The sequence below is a fragment of the Aliiglaciecola sp. NS0011-25 genome, assembly GCF_040370605.1.
GTDB lineage: Bacteria > Pseudomonadota > Gammaproteobacteria > Enterobacterales > Alteromonadaceae > Aliiglaciecola > Aliiglaciecola lipolytica_A.
Genome location: NZ_BAABWR010000006.1, coordinates 138,892 through 156,607 on the forward strand (window position 1 = coordinate 138,892; position 17,716 = coordinate 156,607).

At 40.3% G+C, this 17,716-nt stretch carries 14 protein-coding genes; 7 read left to right on the plus strand and 7 right to left on the minus strand.

Annotation, left to right across the window (positions count from 1 at the left end; translation table 11 throughout):
* Nucleotides 1-41 precede the first annotated feature (41 nt).
* The 5 genes from clpP (at nucleotide 42) to ABWV72_RS07180 (ending at nucleotide 7,396) form a co-directional block, all read left to right on the plus strand.
* Nucleotides 42-671: an ATP-dependent Clp endopeptidase proteolytic subunit ClpP gene (clpP, locus tag ABWV72_RS07160; protein WP_353369592.1), complete on the plus strand. Its 630-nt coding sequence runs from the start codon at nucleotides 42-44 to the stop codon at nucleotides 669-671.
* A 95-nt stretch (nucleotides 672-766) separates the two neighbouring features.
* Nucleotides 767-2,044, plus strand: a complete 1,278-nt coding sequence (gene clpX / locus ABWV72_RS07165) for an ATP-dependent protease ATP-binding subunit ClpX (protein WP_216049960.1) — start codon at nucleotides 767-769, stop codon at nucleotides 2,042-2,044.
* Between the two features lie 287 nt (nucleotides 2,045-2,331).
* Nucleotides 2,332-4,698, plus strand: a complete 2,367-nt coding sequence (gene lon, locus ABWV72_RS07170; protein WP_353369594.1) for an endopeptidase La — start codon at nucleotides 2,332-2,334, stop codon at nucleotides 4,696-4,698.
* A gap of 236 nt (nucleotides 4,699-4,934) precedes the next feature.
* Entirely contained in the window at nucleotides 4,935-5,207 is a 273-nt protein-coding gene (locus ABWV72_RS07175; protein WP_353369596.1) for an HU family DNA-binding protein, read from the plus strand.
* Between the two features lie 302 nt (nucleotides 5,208-5,509).
* Nucleotides 5,510-7,396: a SurA N-terminal domain-containing protein gene (locus tag ABWV72_RS07180; RefSeq protein WP_342807215.1), complete on the plus strand. Its 1,887-nt coding sequence runs from the start codon at nucleotides 5,510-5,512 to the stop codon at nucleotides 7,394-7,396.
* Between the two features lie 104 nt (nucleotides 7,397-7,500).
* Here ABWV72_RS07180 and ABWV72_RS07185 read toward each other — a convergent pair whose 3' ends face one another.
* The 4 genes from ABWV72_RS07185 to ABWV72_RS07200 are packed head-to-tail and all read right to left on the minus strand — an operon-like array spanning nucleotide 7,501 to nucleotide 11,828.
* Nucleotides 7,501-9,549 carry a type IV pilus modification PilV family protein gene (locus tag ABWV72_RS07185; protein ID WP_353369599.1) on the minus strand — a complete coding sequence of 683 codons (2,049 nt, stop codon included), beginning with the start codon at nucleotides 9,547-9,549 and terminating at the stop codon, nucleotides 7,501-7,503.
* Entirely contained in the window at nucleotides 9,549-10,667 is a 1,119-nt protein-coding gene (locus ABWV72_RS07190) for a hypothetical protein (RefSeq protein WP_353369601.1), read from the minus strand. Before ABWV72_RS07190 ends, ABWV72_RS07185 begins: the two co-directional genes overlap by 1 nt.
* Nucleotides 10,660-11,286 carry a prepilin-type N-terminal cleavage/methylation domain-containing protein gene (locus tag ABWV72_RS07195; protein WP_353369603.1) on the minus strand — a complete coding sequence of 209 codons (627 nt, stop codon included), beginning with the start codon at nucleotides 11,284-11,286 and terminating at the stop codon, nucleotides 10,660-10,662. The genes ABWV72_RS07190 and ABWV72_RS07195 overlap by 8 nt, the downstream gene beginning before the upstream one ends.
* Complete coding sequence (locus tag ABWV72_RS07200) at nucleotides 11,280-11,828, minus strand: GspH/FimT family pseudopilin (RefSeq protein WP_342807220.1); 549 nt, start codon at nucleotides 11,826-11,828, stop codon at nucleotides 11,280-11,282. The genes ABWV72_RS07195 and ABWV72_RS07200 overlap by 7 nt, the downstream gene beginning before the upstream one ends.
* A gap of 80 nt (nucleotides 11,829-11,908) precedes the next feature.
* Between ABWV72_RS07200 and ABWV72_RS07205 the strand changes: the two genes are divergently transcribed.
* The gene (locus ABWV72_RS07205; protein ID WP_353369605.1) at nucleotides 11,909-12,271 is read left to right on the plus strand and encodes a type IV pilin protein; all 363 of its coding nucleotides are present in this window, start codon (nucleotides 11,909-11,911) and stop codon (nucleotides 12,269-12,271) included.
* Nucleotides 12,272-12,608: 337 nt separating this feature from the next.
* Here the strand turns inward: ABWV72_RS07205 and olsF are convergent, their stop codons facing one another.
* From olsF to rpsT, 3 genes are all read right to left on the minus strand, one after another.
* Nucleotides 12,609-14,327, minus strand: coding sequence for a bifunctional ornithine lipid synthase OlsF (olsF, locus tag ABWV72_RS07210; protein WP_342807222.1), 1,719 nt, complete (start codon nucleotides 14,325-14,327; stop codon nucleotides 12,609-12,611).
* Nucleotides 14,328-14,435: 108 nt separating this feature from the next.
* Entirely contained in the window at nucleotides 14,436-15,236 is an 801-nt protein-coding gene (locus ABWV72_RS07215) for a UDP-2,3-diacylglucosamine diphosphatase (protein ID WP_216049968.1), read from the minus strand.
* A gap of 296 nt (nucleotides 15,237-15,532) precedes the next feature.
* Nucleotides 15,533-15,793: a 30S ribosomal protein S20 gene (gene rpsT, locus ABWV72_RS07220; protein WP_216049969.1), complete on the minus strand. Its 261-nt coding sequence runs from the start codon at nucleotides 15,791-15,793 to the stop codon at nucleotides 15,533-15,535.
* A 212-nt stretch (nucleotides 15,794-16,005) separates the two neighbouring features.
* On the opposite strand from rpsT, the gene murJ reads away from it, so the two are divergent.
* Nucleotides 16,006-17,574, plus strand: a complete 1,569-nt coding sequence (gene murJ / locus ABWV72_RS07225) for a murein biosynthesis integral membrane protein MurJ (protein ID WP_216049970.1) — start codon at nucleotides 16,006-16,008, stop codon at nucleotides 17,572-17,574.
* Nucleotides 17,575-17,716 lie beyond the last annotated feature (142 nt).

Below are 17,716 nucleotides of genomic sequence, written 5' to 3' on the forward strand. Positions count from 1 at the left end.
CGGTAATTACCGAGCATTTTCATTTTTGAAGAATTAATTTTATGTTGAATAATCCGATCGATCCACTCAATGCACTTGTCCCCATGGTTGTAGAACAAACTGCAAAGGGTGAGCGCTCTTACGATATCTATTCTAGACTATTGAAAGAGAATGTAATTTTCTTAGTTGGTCAAGTTGAAGATCACATGGCTAACTTAATCGTGGCTCAGATGTTGTTCTTAGAAGCTGAAAACCCTGAGAAAGATATATTTTTATATATTAACTCTCCAGGTGGTTCTGTTACGGCAGGAATGGCCATATATGATACAATGAACTTTATTAAACCTGACGTGAGCACTGTGTGTGTTGGGCAAGCTGCCAGTATGGGCGCATTCTTGTTGTCAGGTGGAGCTAAAGGTAAGCGTTATTGTTTGCCAAACTCTCGAGTCATGATTCATCAGCCTTTGGGCGGATTTCAAGGACAGGCATCTGATTTTGAAATACATGCTAAAGAAATCCTGTCTATTAAAGAGAAGCTAAACCGTTTGATGGCAGAACATACCGGTCAGGATTACGATAAAGTTTCTCAAGATACAGATCGTGACAATTTTTTAAGTGCAGCTGAAGCTAAAGGTTACGGTTTAATTGACCAAGTGTTAACTAGTCGAAGTGATGCACTAAAAACCAAATAGTAATTTAAGTAGTATATTGTTTAGCCTGTAACGTCAATATGGGCTTAGAGATAAAGCACAAAACGATATGACGAATTGGAAGGGGCAATTGATAAATGAGTGATAAGCAAAACACAGACGGCGACAACAAGCTATTGTATTGCTCGTTCTGCGGTAAGAGTCAGCACGAAGTGCGCAAACTTATCGCTGGACCTTCAGTGTTCATTTGCGACGAATGTGTCGAACTTTGTAACGATATTATTCGTGAAGAAATTAAAGAGATTTCGCCTAAGAAAAAGCAAGACGCTTTACCTAAACCAAAAGAAATCCATGCCCATCTTGATGAGTATGTGATTGGTCAAGAACACGCTAAAAAAGTATTGTCTGTTGCTGTTTATAATCACTATAAACGACTTAGAAGTGGCGACGTACATAATGGTATTGAATTAAGTAAGAGTAACATTCTACTTATTGGACCTACTGGTAGTGGTAAAACATTGCTTGCAGAAACACTTGCAAGGCTTTTAGACGTGCCATTTACGATGGCCGATGCAACTACATTAACCGAAGCCGGTTATGTGGGTGAAGACGTTGAAAATATTATTCAAAAATTATTGCAAAAATGTGATTATGACGTCGAAAAAGCGCAGCGCGGCATAGTTTACATTGATGAAATAGACAAAATATCTAGGAAGTCTGATAATCCTTCGATTACCCGTGATGTTTCAGGTGAAGGTGTTCAGCAAGCACTATTAAAACTAATTGAAGGTACTATTGCTTCGGTTCCACCTCAAGGTGGCCGTAAACATCCTCAACAAGAGTTTTTGCAAGTTGATACTTCTAAGATCCTATTCATCTGTGGTGGTGCATTTGCTGGCTTGGATAAAGTCATAGAGCAGCGCGCAGCGGTGGGCTCTGGTATTGGTTTTGGTGCAACAGTTAAAAGTAAAGACGATAAAAAAGCATCTAATGAACTATTCAAAAAAGTAGAACCAGAAGACTTGGTGAAATATGGACTGATTCCAGAATTTATCGGTCGTCTGCCCGTTCTTACTAGTTTAGAAGAGTTGAACGAAGAAGCATTAATCCAAATTCTTCAAGAGCCTAAGAATGCGCTAACTAAGCAATACGGTGCATTGTTCGCAATGGAAGATACTGAGTTAGAGTTTCGAGAAGATGCTTTGCATGCTATTGCCAACAAAGCAATGCAGCGAAAAACTGGTGCACGTGGATTGAGATCTATCGTTGAAGGTGTTTTGTTGGAAACAATGTATGATTTACCTTCGATGACAGGCGTAAGTAAAGTGGTTATTGATGAAACAGTCATCAAAGGGGAATCTAAACCCATCCTTATTTACGACAGCGGTACAGATAAAAAAGCCGCCGCAGAATAAACTAGTTAGAAATTTAAAGGCTCTTCGGAGCCTTTATTATTATCTACGAGTTAATTAACTCGATACTCTATCTAAGTCCCCCTAATGCTTAAGCGTAATTCTACCTAATTTAATTTAGGTAAATTAATTCATATTGTTAGTCTATTTAACTTTCTGATTTTCAAAGATAAAAATATAATTTGAATAAGATTTCATAGTATCGTAGTGTTATTTAATTGAACTTTACTGTGTTAACCCCATATACATAAGCATTACCTTTCTAGCAGTTAACTAAAACGAGATGTAGCATGACAGATGAGCGAGTAGATCGCATTGAAATGCCAGTATTGGCATTGCGTGATGTGGTGGTGTATCCCCACATGGTTATCCCATTGTTCGTTGGCAGAGAAAAATCTATCCGTTGTTTAGAAGCAGCAATGGACAAAGATAAGCAGATTTTTTTGGTTGCCCAAAAAGACGCTGGCGTAGATGAGCCAGAGACAGATGATGTGTATCAAGTTGGTACCATCGCAACGATTTTACAGCTTCTTAAATTACCTGACGGCACAGTAAAAGTGTTGGTTGAAGGTAACGTACGAGGTCAAATTCAAACATTTTTACAAACCGACGAATTCTTTGTTGCAGAAGTTGTGCGTAAAGAAGATCAAGAGGTTGCAGAAAACGAGCAAGAAGTGTTGATACGCTCAGCAATTTCTCAGTTCGAAGGTTACGTTAAACTGAATAAAAAGATCCCACCAGAGGTGTTAACCTCTCTTAGTGGTATCGAAGAAGCCGCTAGGCTTGCAGATACGATGGCGGCACATATGCCATTGAAACTGTCTGAAAAACAAAAAGTACTCGAAATGGAAGGCGTGAATGAGCGTTTAGAGTATTTGATGGCACTTATGGAAAACGAAATCGATTTGCTTCAAGTAGAGAAAAAAATCCGTACTCGGGTTAAAAAGCAAATGGAAAAAAGCCAACGTGAGTATTATCTGAATGAGCAGATGAAGGCTATCCAAAAAGAATTGGGTGAGCTGGATGAAACTCCAGATGAATTTGAAGCCTTAGCTAAAAAGATTGAAGAAGCTAAAATGCCTGAAGAGGCAAAAGAAAAGGCAACGGCTGAACTACGCAAACTTAAAATGATGTCGCCAATGTCTGCGGAAGCGACTGTAGTGCGCAGTTATATTGATTGGCTAGCAAATGTACCTTGGAATAAACGCAGTGTGGTTAAGAAAGATTTAGCCAAAGCTGACGATATTCTTGACTCAGACCACTACGGTTTGGACAAAGTTAAAGAAAGAATCATTGAGTACTTAGCGGTTCAACAGCGAGTTAAGAAGCTCAAAGGTCCAATTTTATGCTTAGTTGGTCCTCCTGGAGTGGGTAAAACCTCATTGGGACAGTCAATCGCCAAAGCTACCGGCCGTAAATACGTGAGAATGGCCCTTGGTGGAGTGCGTGATGAAGCTGAGATTCGTGGTCATAGACGCACTTACATTGGCTCGATGCCTGGTAAATTGATTCAAAAAATGGCGAAAGTTGGGGTTAAAAATCCACTATTTTTACTAGATGAAATTGACAAAATGTCTTCAGACATGCGTGGTGATCCCTCTTCTGCATTGTTAGAAGTGTTAGATCCCGAGCAAAACGGCACCTTTAGCGATCATTATCTAGAAGTGGATTATGATTTGTCAGACGTGATGTTCGTCGCGACGTCTAACAGTATGAATATCCCCGGTCCATTGTTAGACCGTATGGAAGTTATTCGCTTATCTGGTTACACAGAGGACGAGAAGCTGAACATAGCCACCCGTCACCTGGTTGAAAAGCAGATGTCCAGAAACGGACTTAAAACCGGTGAATTGGTCATTGAAGATTCGGCGATTATTGGCATTATTCGTTATTACACTCGGGAAGCCGGCGTACGTAGCTTGGAACGAGAGATTTCCAAGATTTGTCGCAAAGCAGTGAAAAACATTTTACTGGATAAATCGATAAAGCAAGTTGTTGCTAACCAAGATAATTTAAAAGATTTCTTAGGTGTTCAACGTTTTGATTATGGAAAAGCCGAAGGCAGCAATCAAATTGGTCAGGTAACTGGGCTCGCTTGGACGTCTGTTGGCGGTGATTTGCTCACAATTGAAACAACCTCAGTGCCTGGAAAAGGGAAAACAACCTTTACCGGATCTTTGGGCGACGTAATGCTCGAGTCCATTAAAACGGCAATGACAGTTGTACGTAGCCGAGCTGAGAAATTACGTATCAACGAAGATTTCCATGAAAAACGTGATATCCATGTGCACGTTCCTGAAGGAGCGACGCCAAAAGATGGTCCAAGTGCGGGTATCGCAATGTGCACAGCTTTGGTTTCTTCTCTGACCGGTAATCCAGTTAAAGCTGAAGTGGCTATGACTGGTGAGATTACACTTCGTGGTGAAGTGTTAGCCATCGGTGGATTGAAAGAAAAATTATTGGCCGCTCACCGTGGTGGAATTAAAACAGTCGTGATTCCTAAAGACAACGAACGTGACCTTGAGGAGATTCCAGATAACGTCAAACAAGACCTAGATATTCATGCAGTACAATGGATTGATGAAGTTTTGAACTTGGCTTTACAGGAAAACCCAGAGGGTTTTAGCACCGAAAAAGTGAAATCGAAGAAAAAATAGCCAATAACGGCTATTTTTTTTATATTTTTTGAATTTTAGGGCTTCACTAAGTTAAAAGATATGATAGCCTTTAGCACAGATTCGTCAGAAGCCTTATCACAAAAGGGATTGAGACGATTCATAAATGTAAAAAGATTGTAAGACATTGCTTGAAATAAAAAATTAAGCTTGCTATAACGTGACCGTAATAAAAAGTGTACGGAACAATAAATAAAAACAAATGAAGGGGATCTATTGTGAACAAGTCTCAACTAATCGATAGTATTGCTGCTGGTGCAGATATTTCTAAAGCAGCTGCTGGTCGTGCTCTTGATTCATTTACCGATGCAGTTACTGCAGCTCTTAAAGACGGCGATCAAGTAGCGCTAGTTGGCTTTGGTACATTCTCAGTTCGTGAGCGTTCAGCTCGCAGTGGCCGTAATCCGCAAACTGGCGCAACTATCCAGATTGCTGCAGCGAAAGTGCCTTCTTTCAAAGCAGGTAAAGCACTTAAAGATTCTTGTAACTAAGAATTTTAGTCTTTTAAAAAAGGGCGATGAGCGATCATCGCCCTTTTTGTATGTTTAGTACGAAAAAACGAAAAAACGAAAAAGCGTAAAGTGCAATGAGTTGGTTGCTTGTTAGGGGGATATTGGCCTCCAACGTGAATATATTTTAAAGAATTATTCGAAACAACCGCTGAATTCGTTTTACTTGGGTATATCACTGGTGATCAAACCATTTTTCACGTTATAATCCTGCCGCTTTATTACCGTGTAGAAAACGTTTAACACGGTTGAATTCATTAGTCCGTCGGAGAGAAAAGACGCATATGTTGGAAAAAATTAGAGAAGGATCGCAAGGCACTTGGGCTGTTGTGATCCTAGGTTTAGTTATTTTAAGTTTCGTCTTCGCGGGCGTTGGCGGTTATGTATCTTCATCTAGCAATGCAGCTGCATCGGTTAATGGAAGTGAAATATCCCAAACTACATTCGATCGGGCGTATCAGAATGAGCGTGCACGGATGGAAGCACAATTCGGAGAAAGTTTCAGCATACTTGCCGCTGATACTGCGTATTTGAATCAGTTCCGTAAGAGTATTCTGGATAGACTTATCGCGGATAAGTTGATGGAGCAAGCAGCCGAAGAAATTGGTTTGCGTGTTAGCGATGAGCAAATTCGTGAAAGTATTGTCAATATGCCAGAGTTTCAAGTTGGTCAATCTTTTGATAATGAGCGTTTTAAAGCGACATTACGTCAAGTTGGCTTTCAACCTAGTACCTTCAAAGACTACCTGCGTAGCGAAATGACGCGACAACAGTTCGTTAGCGCGATGTTAGGCAGTGAGTTTAGTCTTAAGTCTGAAGCATCTAAAGTTCTTTCCCTGCAATTGCAAACTCGCGATATTCAATATTTCTCAGTGCCCTCGGCTGATTTTGCTTCATCAGTAGAAGTAAACGATCAGGATATTGAAGTATATTATCAACAAAATCTTGCTCAGTTTGATACTCAAGAAAAAGTAAGCTTGGAATATATTGAGCTTAATGCTGATGATTTGATGTCAGGTATTGAAGTGACAGAACAAGAAGTAGAAGACTTATACAATAGATCTTCTAATGATTTCCAAACTGATGAACAAAGAAAACTTTCACTTATTCTTATCGAATTTGGTGATGACGAAGAAGCTGCCAGGGCGAAAGCGGAAGCTACTTTAGCGCGTGTACGTGGTGGCGAAGATTTTGCAAAAGTTGCTTCTGAAGTATCAGATGACGCGTTTTCTGCTGAAAATGGTGGTGACTTAGATTTTATTGCTCGCGGTGATATGGATAGTGAATTTGAAGATGCAGCATTCAATCTTGAAAATGTGGGTGATATTACCGATATTGTTGAGTCTGATTTCGGATTACAAATCATTAAGCTTACTGAGATTAAAGATCAGCAAGTAACGCCTTTTGCCGAAGTTAAAGATACCTTAACTGAACAAGTAAGACGGGAAAAAGCAGTTGAAGAGTTCTTTATTCTTCAGAACACCGCTGCTGAGTTGGCATTTGAAATGCCAAATGGTTTGGTCGAAGTTGCAGAAGCATTAGATACTGAAGTGAAATCTACGGAGTTGTTTACTCAAAATGCGCCTCCAGCAGAGGTTTCAAGTCCATTGGTAGTGAACCAAGCATTTTCAGAAGAGTTAATTGCAGATCGTGTAAATAGTGAACTGATTTCAATTGGTGAGAATAATGTGATGATTATTCGTGTTAAAGAGCACGAAGCAGAGCGCACTAAGTCACTAGATGAAGTTAAACCTGAGATCGTCATTCAGCTTACTGCTCAAAAAGCGCAAGAAGCAGCTAAAGCTTGGGCGCAGTCTTTATTGGCTGATTTACAAGACGGTACTGATATATCCGATAAACTTGCTGAAAAAAATCTTGGTTGGGAACTACAAGCTGACGTGGCTAGATTCGGTAGTGAAATTCCAGCGGCGATTGTTGATAAAGTATTTCAATTATCAGCTAATCCTGAGCAAAATAAAGCGGTAGTAGAATTAGCCAACGGTGATATTGGTGTTGTGCAGCTAAACAATGTGAACAGCTCCGCGGCATTACCTGCAGAGCAGGTGATAGCCATGCAACGTCAACTAGGCCAAATGCAATCTCAAACTGAAATTACTAATCTAATTGAAGCATTGAAAGCAAAAGCAGATATCGAAGTGTATATTCAGTAATTCATAATTAGTTCTCAAAAGGCCAGTCTCACTGGCCTTTTTTATGCCTGAAGTTTGCCTTTTATGGTTGCTAACGCATGGGGAGAGTACCACCTGAATCTAGCTCAGCTATCAAATTCTACTATCAACCAATAGTCAGAGTGGGATGTTTCAATTAATGGCTTTATCAATCCAAAGCTAGTGCCCATTGTGGTTTTTTCACTAGGATCTCTCCAAACTAAATTGACACTCGAGTCTAGCAGACTGGTATCAATAACAATCTTGCCCAGCCAGCCTTTAGGAGCGTTTGAGCAGCTAAAGAAACTAGTATTAGGGTTTGTTAACATTTCAATATTACAGCTAAACTCGCTTTTCTCAGGTGCCATTTTAAGTTTACTTATTTGTGCAAGTTGCTTCTCATTACAAGGCTGTTGAATATCATCCTCAGTGTTCGTACAAAATATATCCACGATTAGGCCAGGTGTATCGCCACCCTTCACCTTTAGCTGGAGTACTCTGCTAGATATTGTTTGATACTGATTAAACATTGAAATGGAAGGGGAGCCAATTAGGCCTTCGTTACCTTTGTTTATTTCATTTGATAGTTCACTGTTGCCAGCCATTAAGGCAATTAAACGGCCCTTACTATAAGATGCATATTGTAACTCTTCGGGAGAAAATACACTTTGCTTCGGCTGATTGCTAACCTCAGCAACGAGTTCATTACTGCTATTCCAGTTAGCTTGCATGGTTATCTCAAAATCTAAAAAAGGTATCAAGCTCTGCCAATCAGAGTCGCCGTCGAGGATCATTTTTTTAATGACTTCATTGTCTTCATGTTGAAGCCGTTCCACATAGATACTTCTCAACTCAAGTTGAGCTGCAGATGGCGACATCAGCAAGGTATTTTCAAGTGGTGATAAAGGTAAAGCTTTTTCTAAAACGTGACTCTTAATCAGGTTTGATACATATTGTTGATATTGGTTACTGAACTCCTCCGTCATCTGATTTTTGAGAAAAGAAATGGTTTGCAGGGAATGTAAATCTGCTAGTAACTCAAAGTCGCCATCAACTCGTTCAAAGCGGCATACTTCATCATATTGATCACCAATCTTGCTGGCACTAATATATTTGCCTTTGCTGACGACTTTAAAATGTTTGTGCGCACTACCACTTTCGTTTCTATAGTAATTTTGATTTGTCAGCATATCCTTTGTATCGTGATGGTCACGACAGCAACTAGAACACAATGGGGACTGACCTGGTTCGGCAATACCTGAGGTTTTGATTTTCCACAGCCCTTTTTTGATTGCCAACTGGTTTCCATCAATGACAACTTGTGCTGGCGTTTTAGCCTTAGTTTCAGTGGACAATGCACATCGACACTGGGCGAAGGCAAATTCTCTTTGTTGTTGTATTGTGGCGTGTTTTGAATCTTCATCGAGCACCAACCTAATCGTACTCGCTGTGCTGATTTTAGTTTTTTCGTCGAATTTAATGGGTAAACTTGCCTGTACTAAATCTTCGTCTAATTTGTGTTTAACGAGATTTTTCTGACTCGTCATTGATATTTGATTTTTGGCTACTAAGTTACCCTCTGGCGTTTTATGAAATACATGAAAACTTCTATTTGTGGGGATAGGGGCAATAAAACCACTTAACTCATATTGTTGGGTTTTGCCGTCACTACCTAGCCAGCTTACCTTAACGGTTACGGCTTTTCTGTCTGCTAACGAAGGTAGCGGAGCTGGTGCATCTTTATCTTCATCATTTACCCACTTGTCAGCTTTACCATCATCATCAGAATCAACATAATATTGCTCTGTAACCTGCCAGTGCTGCTTAAATTTAGCGCTATTATCCGTATGCGCATTTTCGATTATTTCAATCTCACCTGCCGCTGAAGCGCCCCCTTTATCGTCAGCGATTGATTGGTAGCTGGTTTTACCGTCGGCTGTTTGATTACGTTTAAAATGGCTAAGCTCAGCCATTTTTTGTTTCGCAATTTGGACCGCTTTAGCGTGTAAATCTAAGGATTTTTCTGATTGCATTATGCGGTTTTGCATAGTTGCAAACCCCGTTATTCCCACAAGCAATATTAATGACGCTATCATCACTTCAACGAGTGAAAAGCCCTGTGATAACTTTTGTGACGCTCCACCTATTAAAGGCATCAGAAGTTGCGCCAACTATTAGGTACAAGTGCGATTCGCCAGTTACTTGGAGATTGCCGAAAATTGTCTAACACAACAGCATCATATTTTATGGTTAAAGGTAGGTTGTTAAATGAAATTGATTCGCTTGCGATGAGCGCACCTTCAATTACTGCTGGCCCGTTGACTTCAATATGGGCTGCCAAAATTGAATCAAATGGCTTCAACATCAGCACAATACCCTGGACTCCTGAGTTTTCAGAAAAAACCAAATTGCCATTCGCAATTATTAACATGACAGGACGTTCTGTTGTACCCACTGTGGTTTCTTTACTTAGTTTACAATCGCCTTTCACCCATATTAATCCTGAACTTAGATTGTTCAGGTCTTCACAGTGGGAAATGACTTTATCAGCCTCATCTAATAGCTGTGTTCGGTATTTAACCGGTAAATTCGTCAGGTAAGCAAATATGTCCTTGGGAAAATCCTTCGGATTATCCACAATATCGCCATTTTTCTGCTGACCCATACTCAAGGGGGATGATTCACATTCGCCATTGATATATTCATACAACTGACAGGTAATTAGGTCTAAGGTAGTGATATCGATTTTGTCGGACGTCCACAGGGACAAGGGTAGACCTATACCTGCACCGTTGGGGTTAGCAATTAATTTTAACTTATTTTCGATAGATATGGATTTACCAACTATTAATGCCGCCTTAGGCAATGAGCGAATTAGCGGGTATGCAATAATATGTTGGGAAACCTCTATGTTGGCTAAATGGTCTTCTGATGTGCCTGTAGTGCTAATTTTTATGACGCGCATTTGATGACTAAATCGCTCAGTTTGTAAGCTTTTCATTTCAGCAGAATACTGTCCTTGTCCTTCTATCAGCATGTTTAGTTTAGGCAGTTCTTGTTGCGGCTGTTGACTAATTTGCGACAGCAATCGGAAGTTACCTAACGCTGCCATATTCTCAGCGGTTACCTTATTTTGTGTATTCAGGCTAACTCGATGCTTTACTAGGCTAACCTTAGCGCTATATACAATGATGGTCGAAGTCAGCAGCAACAATAAGGTAACTGTGATTAACATCATTGCACCCTGTTGCTTGGCTCGATTAGGCTTAAACATTTTGCTGGCTATGTGCAAACACGTCTCGAGTAATTTGCTTACTCATGGTGCTATGCTGTTTCACTGAGGCTGATATATGTATCCGGATACCTATTGTCGATTCGGATATGAAAATGATGCTGAATCGTAACTCCTCAACAGAAGTGACACTGCTGTCGGTCAGATCTTGCCAACCGCCAGCAGCACAATCAGCGCCATCTTGACGCATCTCAACTGCGTCGTTATGTAGTCGAAATCCGTAATTTTCATCACTTCCTTCTAAATTGATAACGCCATTTTTATCTTTATCGTACGCATAGAGTATGCAGCTATCACTGCTTTCTTTAGGGTGCTTGGAAATAACAATAGGTTGATGAAATTGGCTAAGGTAAATATCAGGATTATTTATCGCAGCGGTTATTTCAGCATTGAAACCTGTTCGCTGTATTTCTGCAGTGATCAAGTTTGTTACGGTATTAAGTTCCTCATTTAAACGCATTAGCATTAAGAACTTGCTATTAGAAGCTGCGGCATTACCAATAAATCCGGCTAAACTGGCCAATGCCGACATTCCAATTACCATGGCAATAAGTAATTCAATTAGCGAAAAACCAAGTGCTCTTAGTTGTCTACTTAACATATTTGGAAAGCTCCTAAGTGACCACTGTGCATGCAAATTCTGACTCGACCTAAATTGCTCACAATGAGTTTGGCGGCTTCAGTGCCATTGCTAAACACACCGGAGCCTGCATTGCCAATTGCAGTGCCTCTGACCCCGTCAAAGATAATAGCCTGATCTTTTCCCATGGTAATTTTCGAAAATAAGATGTGAGGATAATCTTCAGCCGATACGCGATACTCTATGTTATCCACACTACACAGCGATTTTACTTGGCAATTGCAAGGGCCCGTATCGCTTAATGCGATACACCAGTTGTCGCCATTTTTAAATTGTACGGTAATGTTTTTATTCTGTGTGATTGCCGTGGATTTAGCTTGTTGCAGTAAAAAGTAACTGGTCTGCAAAGAAGCCTTCAATTGCTGATGGCGTAAAGTTTGAATTATTGATGGGCCGCCAATTGCAGCAAGTAGAGCGATAATTGTAAGCGCCACCATCACTTCTAAAATGGTAAGCCCTCTAGTGAGGTGAGATCTAAGCTGATGTTTTTTATTTAAACGCACTTTCAATACCCTTTGAAATTTTCCATGTGCTTTACTGATATTGAGTATATGAAAATTTAAAAAAGATGGAGTACAGTTTTATGAGCAAAGGAGTTAGCTTGATCGAATTAATGATTACCTTGGCAATCATTGCCATTTTGGTGGCCATATCAGGTAATGTTTTTAGCGGAAATATCTTAAAATCACGGCGGCAGCAGGCGCAAAATCAGATGCTCGAAAGTACCCTTATGCAAGGGCAATTTCGAATTACTAATGGGCGTTATGCAAGTGTTGAAGAATTGGGCTTAGAAAATTCCGAACATTATATCTACTCCGCAGAAATAAAGGGCGGAGCAACTTTTACCCTATTTGCAAAAGCACAAAATAATCAAAAAAAAGACTCAGCATGCAGCATTCTAAGCATTAATCAATCCATGCAGCGTGAGCCTAAGAAGTGCTGGTAAAAACACCTAGGTTAATGAGGATGAAATTGTTCAAAGTATCCACATTAAGATCAAATAGGTCGCAGCAATACCGATTGAAATCACTAGGATTTTAATAAATCCTTTTTTGCCGTCATCTAAACTGTAACCGTGGGTTTTTAGGTAGACTATCCAAATCAGGAATAGCGCAATGGGTATTAAAAATAAAAAGCGCAGCAATGTATTCCTCCTAACATCAGCGTAGAGCTAGCAAGTGGCTAAAGTAGCTCAGATGCTATCAACGATAATGCGATTCAACAGCAATAGTCAATGGTGAATCGTGAATATCCACTGGTTAGGCTTTTACTTGCATTCTAAGTTAGCTAGCTTTTTTAATATCCTGCTGCAGATAACGCTGTTGCTTTTTAGCTTTCATTTTGGAAATATCGCCCAAAACTAGCCCATCAATACAGTCGTTAAAGTCAGGATCGATATTAAAGTCCAAAAATTGCAGACCATTATCATCGTAAGTCTCAGAATATTGCTTATACAAGGTTGGTACAAGCATGCCCATATTCGCTAATAAGTGTTTTAACGTCGTGAAGTCTTGTTTGTAATTTTCACCAGTAAATGGTGAAGTGAGTTGTTCGCTCATCTCATAGGGTAGCTTTGAACTGGCCAGATGTTCCTGCGGTGGAAAATACAACTGATAAAACTGCACAATCATACTTTTTGCCGCGCTAGGATAAGAGTTACTTAAACTAACAGGACCGAATAAATAGCGGTATTGAGGATTTTTCTGGATAAAAGCGCCTATTCCGTACCACAAATAATCTAAGCTGCGTCTACCCCAATAGCGTGGTTGTACAAAACTTCGCCCCAGCTCTAACCCTTGTTCAAAGTAGGGGGTCATGCTGTCTTGGTAATTAAACAAAGTACTTGAATAAAGTCCATCTATGCCATATTTTTCGACAATTCTTTTTGCATCACCAATGCGGTAAGCTCCGGCAATTTCCAGATCATCTCTATCCCATAAGATCAGCTGTAAGTAATGATTGTCAAACTTATCAATATCTCTGCGCCTATTACTGCCTTCACCCACAGCACGAAAAGCCACCTCTCTAAGTCGTCCTATTTCACGCATAATCGGAGATGATTTAGCATATTGATATAAATAGATAAGCTTGCCATCACCGGTTTCACCCAATAACTCGCATTCTGCTTTAATGGCTTTCGACAATGTTTTACGGTTCTCTGGTAGTGCGATGGCCGTTTGGGTTTTATAAACACCACGTTTACCTGACGCGATTTTATACAGGTGTTTTTTGAATAATTTGACATGTTGAGTGCGCGATAAGGTGTTGTGGTTGTATGACTCTACCGGCACTATTTCGCCTATTCGAATGGGTAAATGTTTGCGTTTTTGTTTGAACATTTCTTTGACCAATAACGCGGTAGCCAAAGGTTTGTATAACATGGAAACGCCGTAGAAAAGTGGTGAATTTTTGGCGTCAATAAAAGTTGGCAAGATGGGGGAGTTTGTAGAGCGAGCAATTTTCAAAAAACCTGAATTCCAGCGTGTGTCTCTAACGCCTTGAGGACGTAAACGTGAGACTTCGCCAGCAGGAAAAATCAGCACAGCCCCTTCTTGCTTAAGATGTTGATGAATATTTTGAAGATGCTCTTTAGGGGTGCCTCCATGCATGTTATTGACTGGCAGTAACATGTCTTGTAGTGGCTCTAAGGTCATCAACATCTGATTGGCAACGACTTTTACGTCGGGTCTTATTGCACATAACAATTTTAATAACGCTAAGGCGTCTAGCGAGCCGATAGGGTGGTTAGCAATCACCACAACCCGTCCTGAGCTTGGGATGCGTTCTTTTTCAATATCTCTAACGGAGTAACTAATATTAAAGTATTCCAGTACCTGCTCAATAAAATCAATGCCTTGGATATTTGGATAGGTCTGCCCAAATTCCAACATTTCTTTTTCATGAAGTAAGTGTCGTAAGGCGAATTGCAGCGGTTTCGAAAGCCAAGGGTTGTTTTCTGCTTGTGGGTAATGTTTTTTTATAACTTCTTCAACAGTGAACATATTCACACCTTAATGTGTCTGCATTTTGGCGGATGTTACGTTGCAAATATGACAATTTAACGCCACATTTCTTGCAAATTTGTGACGTTGCATTGTCTTAATATGCTTTTAGGCTGCTTGCGAATTTTTTGATTTCTCGTCAGTTTTTATCGGTATTACCTGAGCTTTTTCAGCTAATTGAGTCCAATACACCAGCTGTAATTGACCTTCTGCATTTTCCGTCAGCGCTGAACAGTTTTCTATCCAATCTCCATCATTGAAATAAGTAGCATCACGTTTTGTGCATATTTCAGGGTGATGAATATGACCGCAAACCACACCATCTAAGCCGCGACTAGTTGCTCGTTCACAACAGGCTTGTTTATATCTCTCAATGGCTAAACTGGCCCCTTTAATATGCTTTTTAATATGTCCCGCCAGTGACCAATAAGGTTTGCCACGCAGGGTTTGAATACGATTGAACCAACGGTTTATAAACAATAATAAGTCGTAAGCTTTATCGCCAATCCACGCATGGACTGGTCCGAAGCACACTTCTTGGTCAAATTGGTCGCCATGTAAAACCAATAGTTTTTTATGGTCCTGGGTGATGTGGATGGTGTCCCGCACTACTTTGATATGACCAAACTCCATGCCATTATATTTTTGCAATGGTTGGTCATGATTGCCTGGTAAGTAAATTACCTTGGTTTCAGTTTGTGATAATTGCCAAATTTTATGCAGAACCTGATTGTGGCTATCTGGCCAACGAAACTGCTTACTCATCGCCCACATATCAATAATGTCACCTACCAAATAAATGGTTTCGAATTGGTGGTTGCTCAGGAAGTCGAGTAGATATTCGGCTTTACAGTCTTTGCTACCTAAATGGATATCAGACAACCAAACCGTTCTATATTGTTTTTTCATGTGCGCACCATAAACGTGAAGTAGAAAGCAGAACAAATAAAACCCTTACCCTTCACCGAAGCTGTAAGGTAATTAAGTTTTGTTTATGGGGTTTGCAAGTTAACGGACGGTATTTACAAATTAGTGACGTTTATTTGAATAAATGATGACAGGCCAAGGAAAATTCGTTTGCCACGGCAGGCAGGCCTAAAGCTAATCAAATTGGCATTAAATTGACAGGATTCGTGGAGATATCAAATTGCAGGCATAAAAAAAGCGCCATAAGCGCTTTTTCTAATGTATTACTAAACGCGTAATTATAGAGCTTTGATCTGTGAAGCAAGACGGCTCTTATGACGAGCAGCTTTGTTTTTGTGGATCAAACCTTTGGTTGCCATACGGTCAAGCAAAGGAGTAGCTGTAGTGAAAGCAGCTGTAGCAGCTTCTTTATCACCAGCAGCAATAGCAGCGATTACTTTCTTAAGGTAAGTACGTACCATTGAACGACGGCTAGCGTTATGCTGGCGGCGTTTTTCTGCTTGGATTGCGCGTTTCTTAGCAGACTTAATGTTAGCCAATTTGAAACTCCCGAAAAAAATCTAGTCAAAATTCAAGGGCGCAGATTGTGCCTATTTGATAGGCCTTTGTCAAACAGTTTTAAAGGAATAATCGATATTTACATCAAGTATTCTAATTTACCTTGGATTCAGGGGAGAGTATAGACTCTGTTCTACTTTATCGCGCATAATACCCCCCTGTTTTTACCGGCTACGGTGTAAAGGAATCATTTTTGTCAAAAAAACTGCTTAAGTCCGGTGTCATTGTCTCATTTATGACGTTTTTGTCGCGCATACTTGGCCTAATACGTGATGTGGTGGTGGCCAACATGCTCGGTGCGGGCGCAGCCGCTGACGTTTTTTTAGTCGCGAATAAAATTCCCAATTTTTTACGTCGTTTATTCGCTGAAGGGGCGTTTGCTCAAGCCTTTATTCCGGTCTTATCTGAAGTGAAAAGTGAGGGTGATGAAGAGCATCTCAAGTTATTTATCGCAAAAGTTTCAGGTACCTTAGGTGTCATTGTAACCATAGTCACTCTTTTAGGGGTAATAGGTTCGCCAGTCGTGGCGGCGCTTTTTGGCGCAGGTTGGTTTGTTGATTATTTAAATGACGGCCCGCAAGGGGATAAATTCGAACCCTTTGCTTTAATGCTGAAAATTACCTTTCCGTATCTATTTTTTGTTTCGCTAACTGGTTTGTCTGGTGCCATATTAAATACGCTGAATAAATTTGCGGTTGCGGCGTTTACGCCTGTGCTGCTAAATGTGGCGATTATCAGTTGCGCACTGTATTTATCTCCGTATTTTGAAAATCCAGAGTTCGCGCTGGCCTGGGGTGTTTTTACAGGCGGAATGTTGCAATTACTATTTCAAATTCCATTTTTATATCGCGCTGGTGTGCTAGTTAAGCCCAAATGGGCTTGGTCTGATCCTAAAGTTCGTAAAGTCAGACGTTTGATGATCCCCGCGCTGTTCGGTGTATCTGTGAGTCAAATCAATCTACTTATCGATACTATGATTGCCACCACATTAATGACAGGTTCGGTTAGTTGGCTTTACTATTCCGATAGGTTATTGGAGTTTCCGTTAGGGCTTTTCGGTATTGCTATTGCGACTGTTATTCTACCAACCCTTTCAAAACAGTATGTGAGTCAAGATAGACAATCCTTTAGCAACAGTATGGACTGGGGAATAAAGGTTGTGTGTTTGCTTGGGGCGCCGGCAGCGGCTGGTTTATTTGTGCTGGCTGAACCTATGTTATTAACCATATTTTATGGCGGTGCTTTCACCGCGCAAGATGCCACTATGGCGTCTTATAGTTTAATGGCCTATTCCACTGGTTTATTGAGCTTTATGTTAGTGAAGGTACTGGCACCTGGCTTCTACTCTCGACAAGATCTCAAAACCCCTGTGCGTTACGGTATTTATTGCATGGTGGCTAACATATTTTTTAACATCGCATTAGCCATTCCTTATGGTTATGTCGGTCTTGCTATCGCAACGGCTATGTCGGCAACCATGAATGCAACACTTTTGTACGTGCAGTTACATCGTTTAGGGGTGTTTCAAATTACAGCTAATACTTGTGTGTTTTTGCTTAAAATACTAGCCGGTTGTGTGGTGATGGTGTCAGTCATACAATTTTTTAATGCTGATGTGACGATTTGGCAGAACATGGACACGCTTTCAAAAGCATACGAATTAGCCAAGCTAATAGTGTTTGGATTTTTATCCTTTGTAGTCACCTTACTGCTAGTTGGGGTTCGAACAAGCAGTTTCGTCGGTACCCATAAAGTTCAGTAAAACAATCAATCAGCGAATAAACCTAGATATTAAACCGATAAATTCCTTGGTTTTTGTGAGTTTTGTCCACTAATACCTACTTTTGCTAGTATATAACACCGATTGACTTTCTTTACTTGCACAGTTCGTTATAATTCCCGCC

Bases quoted from the DNA above. Each gene is read 5' to 3' on its own strand.
- clpP (WP_353369592.1), top strand. From the start codon at position 42: ATGTTGAATAATCCGATCGATCCACTCAATGCACTTGTCCCCATGGTT.
- ABWV72_RS07180 (WP_342807215.1), top strand. From the start codon at position 5,510: ATGTTGGAAAAAATTAGAGAAGGATCGCAAGGCACTTGGGCTGTTGTG.
- ABWV72_RS07215 (WP_216049968.1), bottom strand. From the start codon at position 15,236: ATGAAAAAACAATATAGAACGGTTTGGTTGTCTGATATCCATTTAGGT.
- ABWV72_RS07195 (WP_353369603.1), bottom strand. From the start codon at position 11,286: ATGTTAAGTAGACAACTAAGAGCACTTGGTTTTTCGCTAATTGAATTA.
- ABWV72_RS07190 (WP_353369601.1), bottom strand. From the start codon at position 10,667: ATGTTTAAGCCTAATCGAGCCAAGCAACAGGGTGCAATGATGTTAATC.
- lon (WP_353369594.1), top strand. From the start codon at position 2,332: ATGACAGATGAGCGAGTAGATCGCATTGAAATGCCAGTATTGGCATTG.
- olsF (WP_342807222.1), bottom strand. From the start codon at position 14,327: ATGTTCACTGTTGAAGAAGTTATAAAAAAACATTACCCACAAGCAGAA.
- ABWV72_RS07185 (WP_353369599.1), bottom strand. From the start codon at position 9,549: ATGCCTTTAATAGGTGGAGCGTCACAAAAGTTATCACAGGGCTTTTCA.
- clpX (WP_216049960.1), top strand. From the start codon at position 767: ATGAGTGATAAGCAAAACACAGACGGCGACAACAAGCTATTGTATTGC.
- ABWV72_RS07205 (WP_353369605.1), top strand. From the start codon at position 11,909: ATGAGCAAAGGAGTTAGCTTGATCGAATTAATGATTACCTTGGCAATC.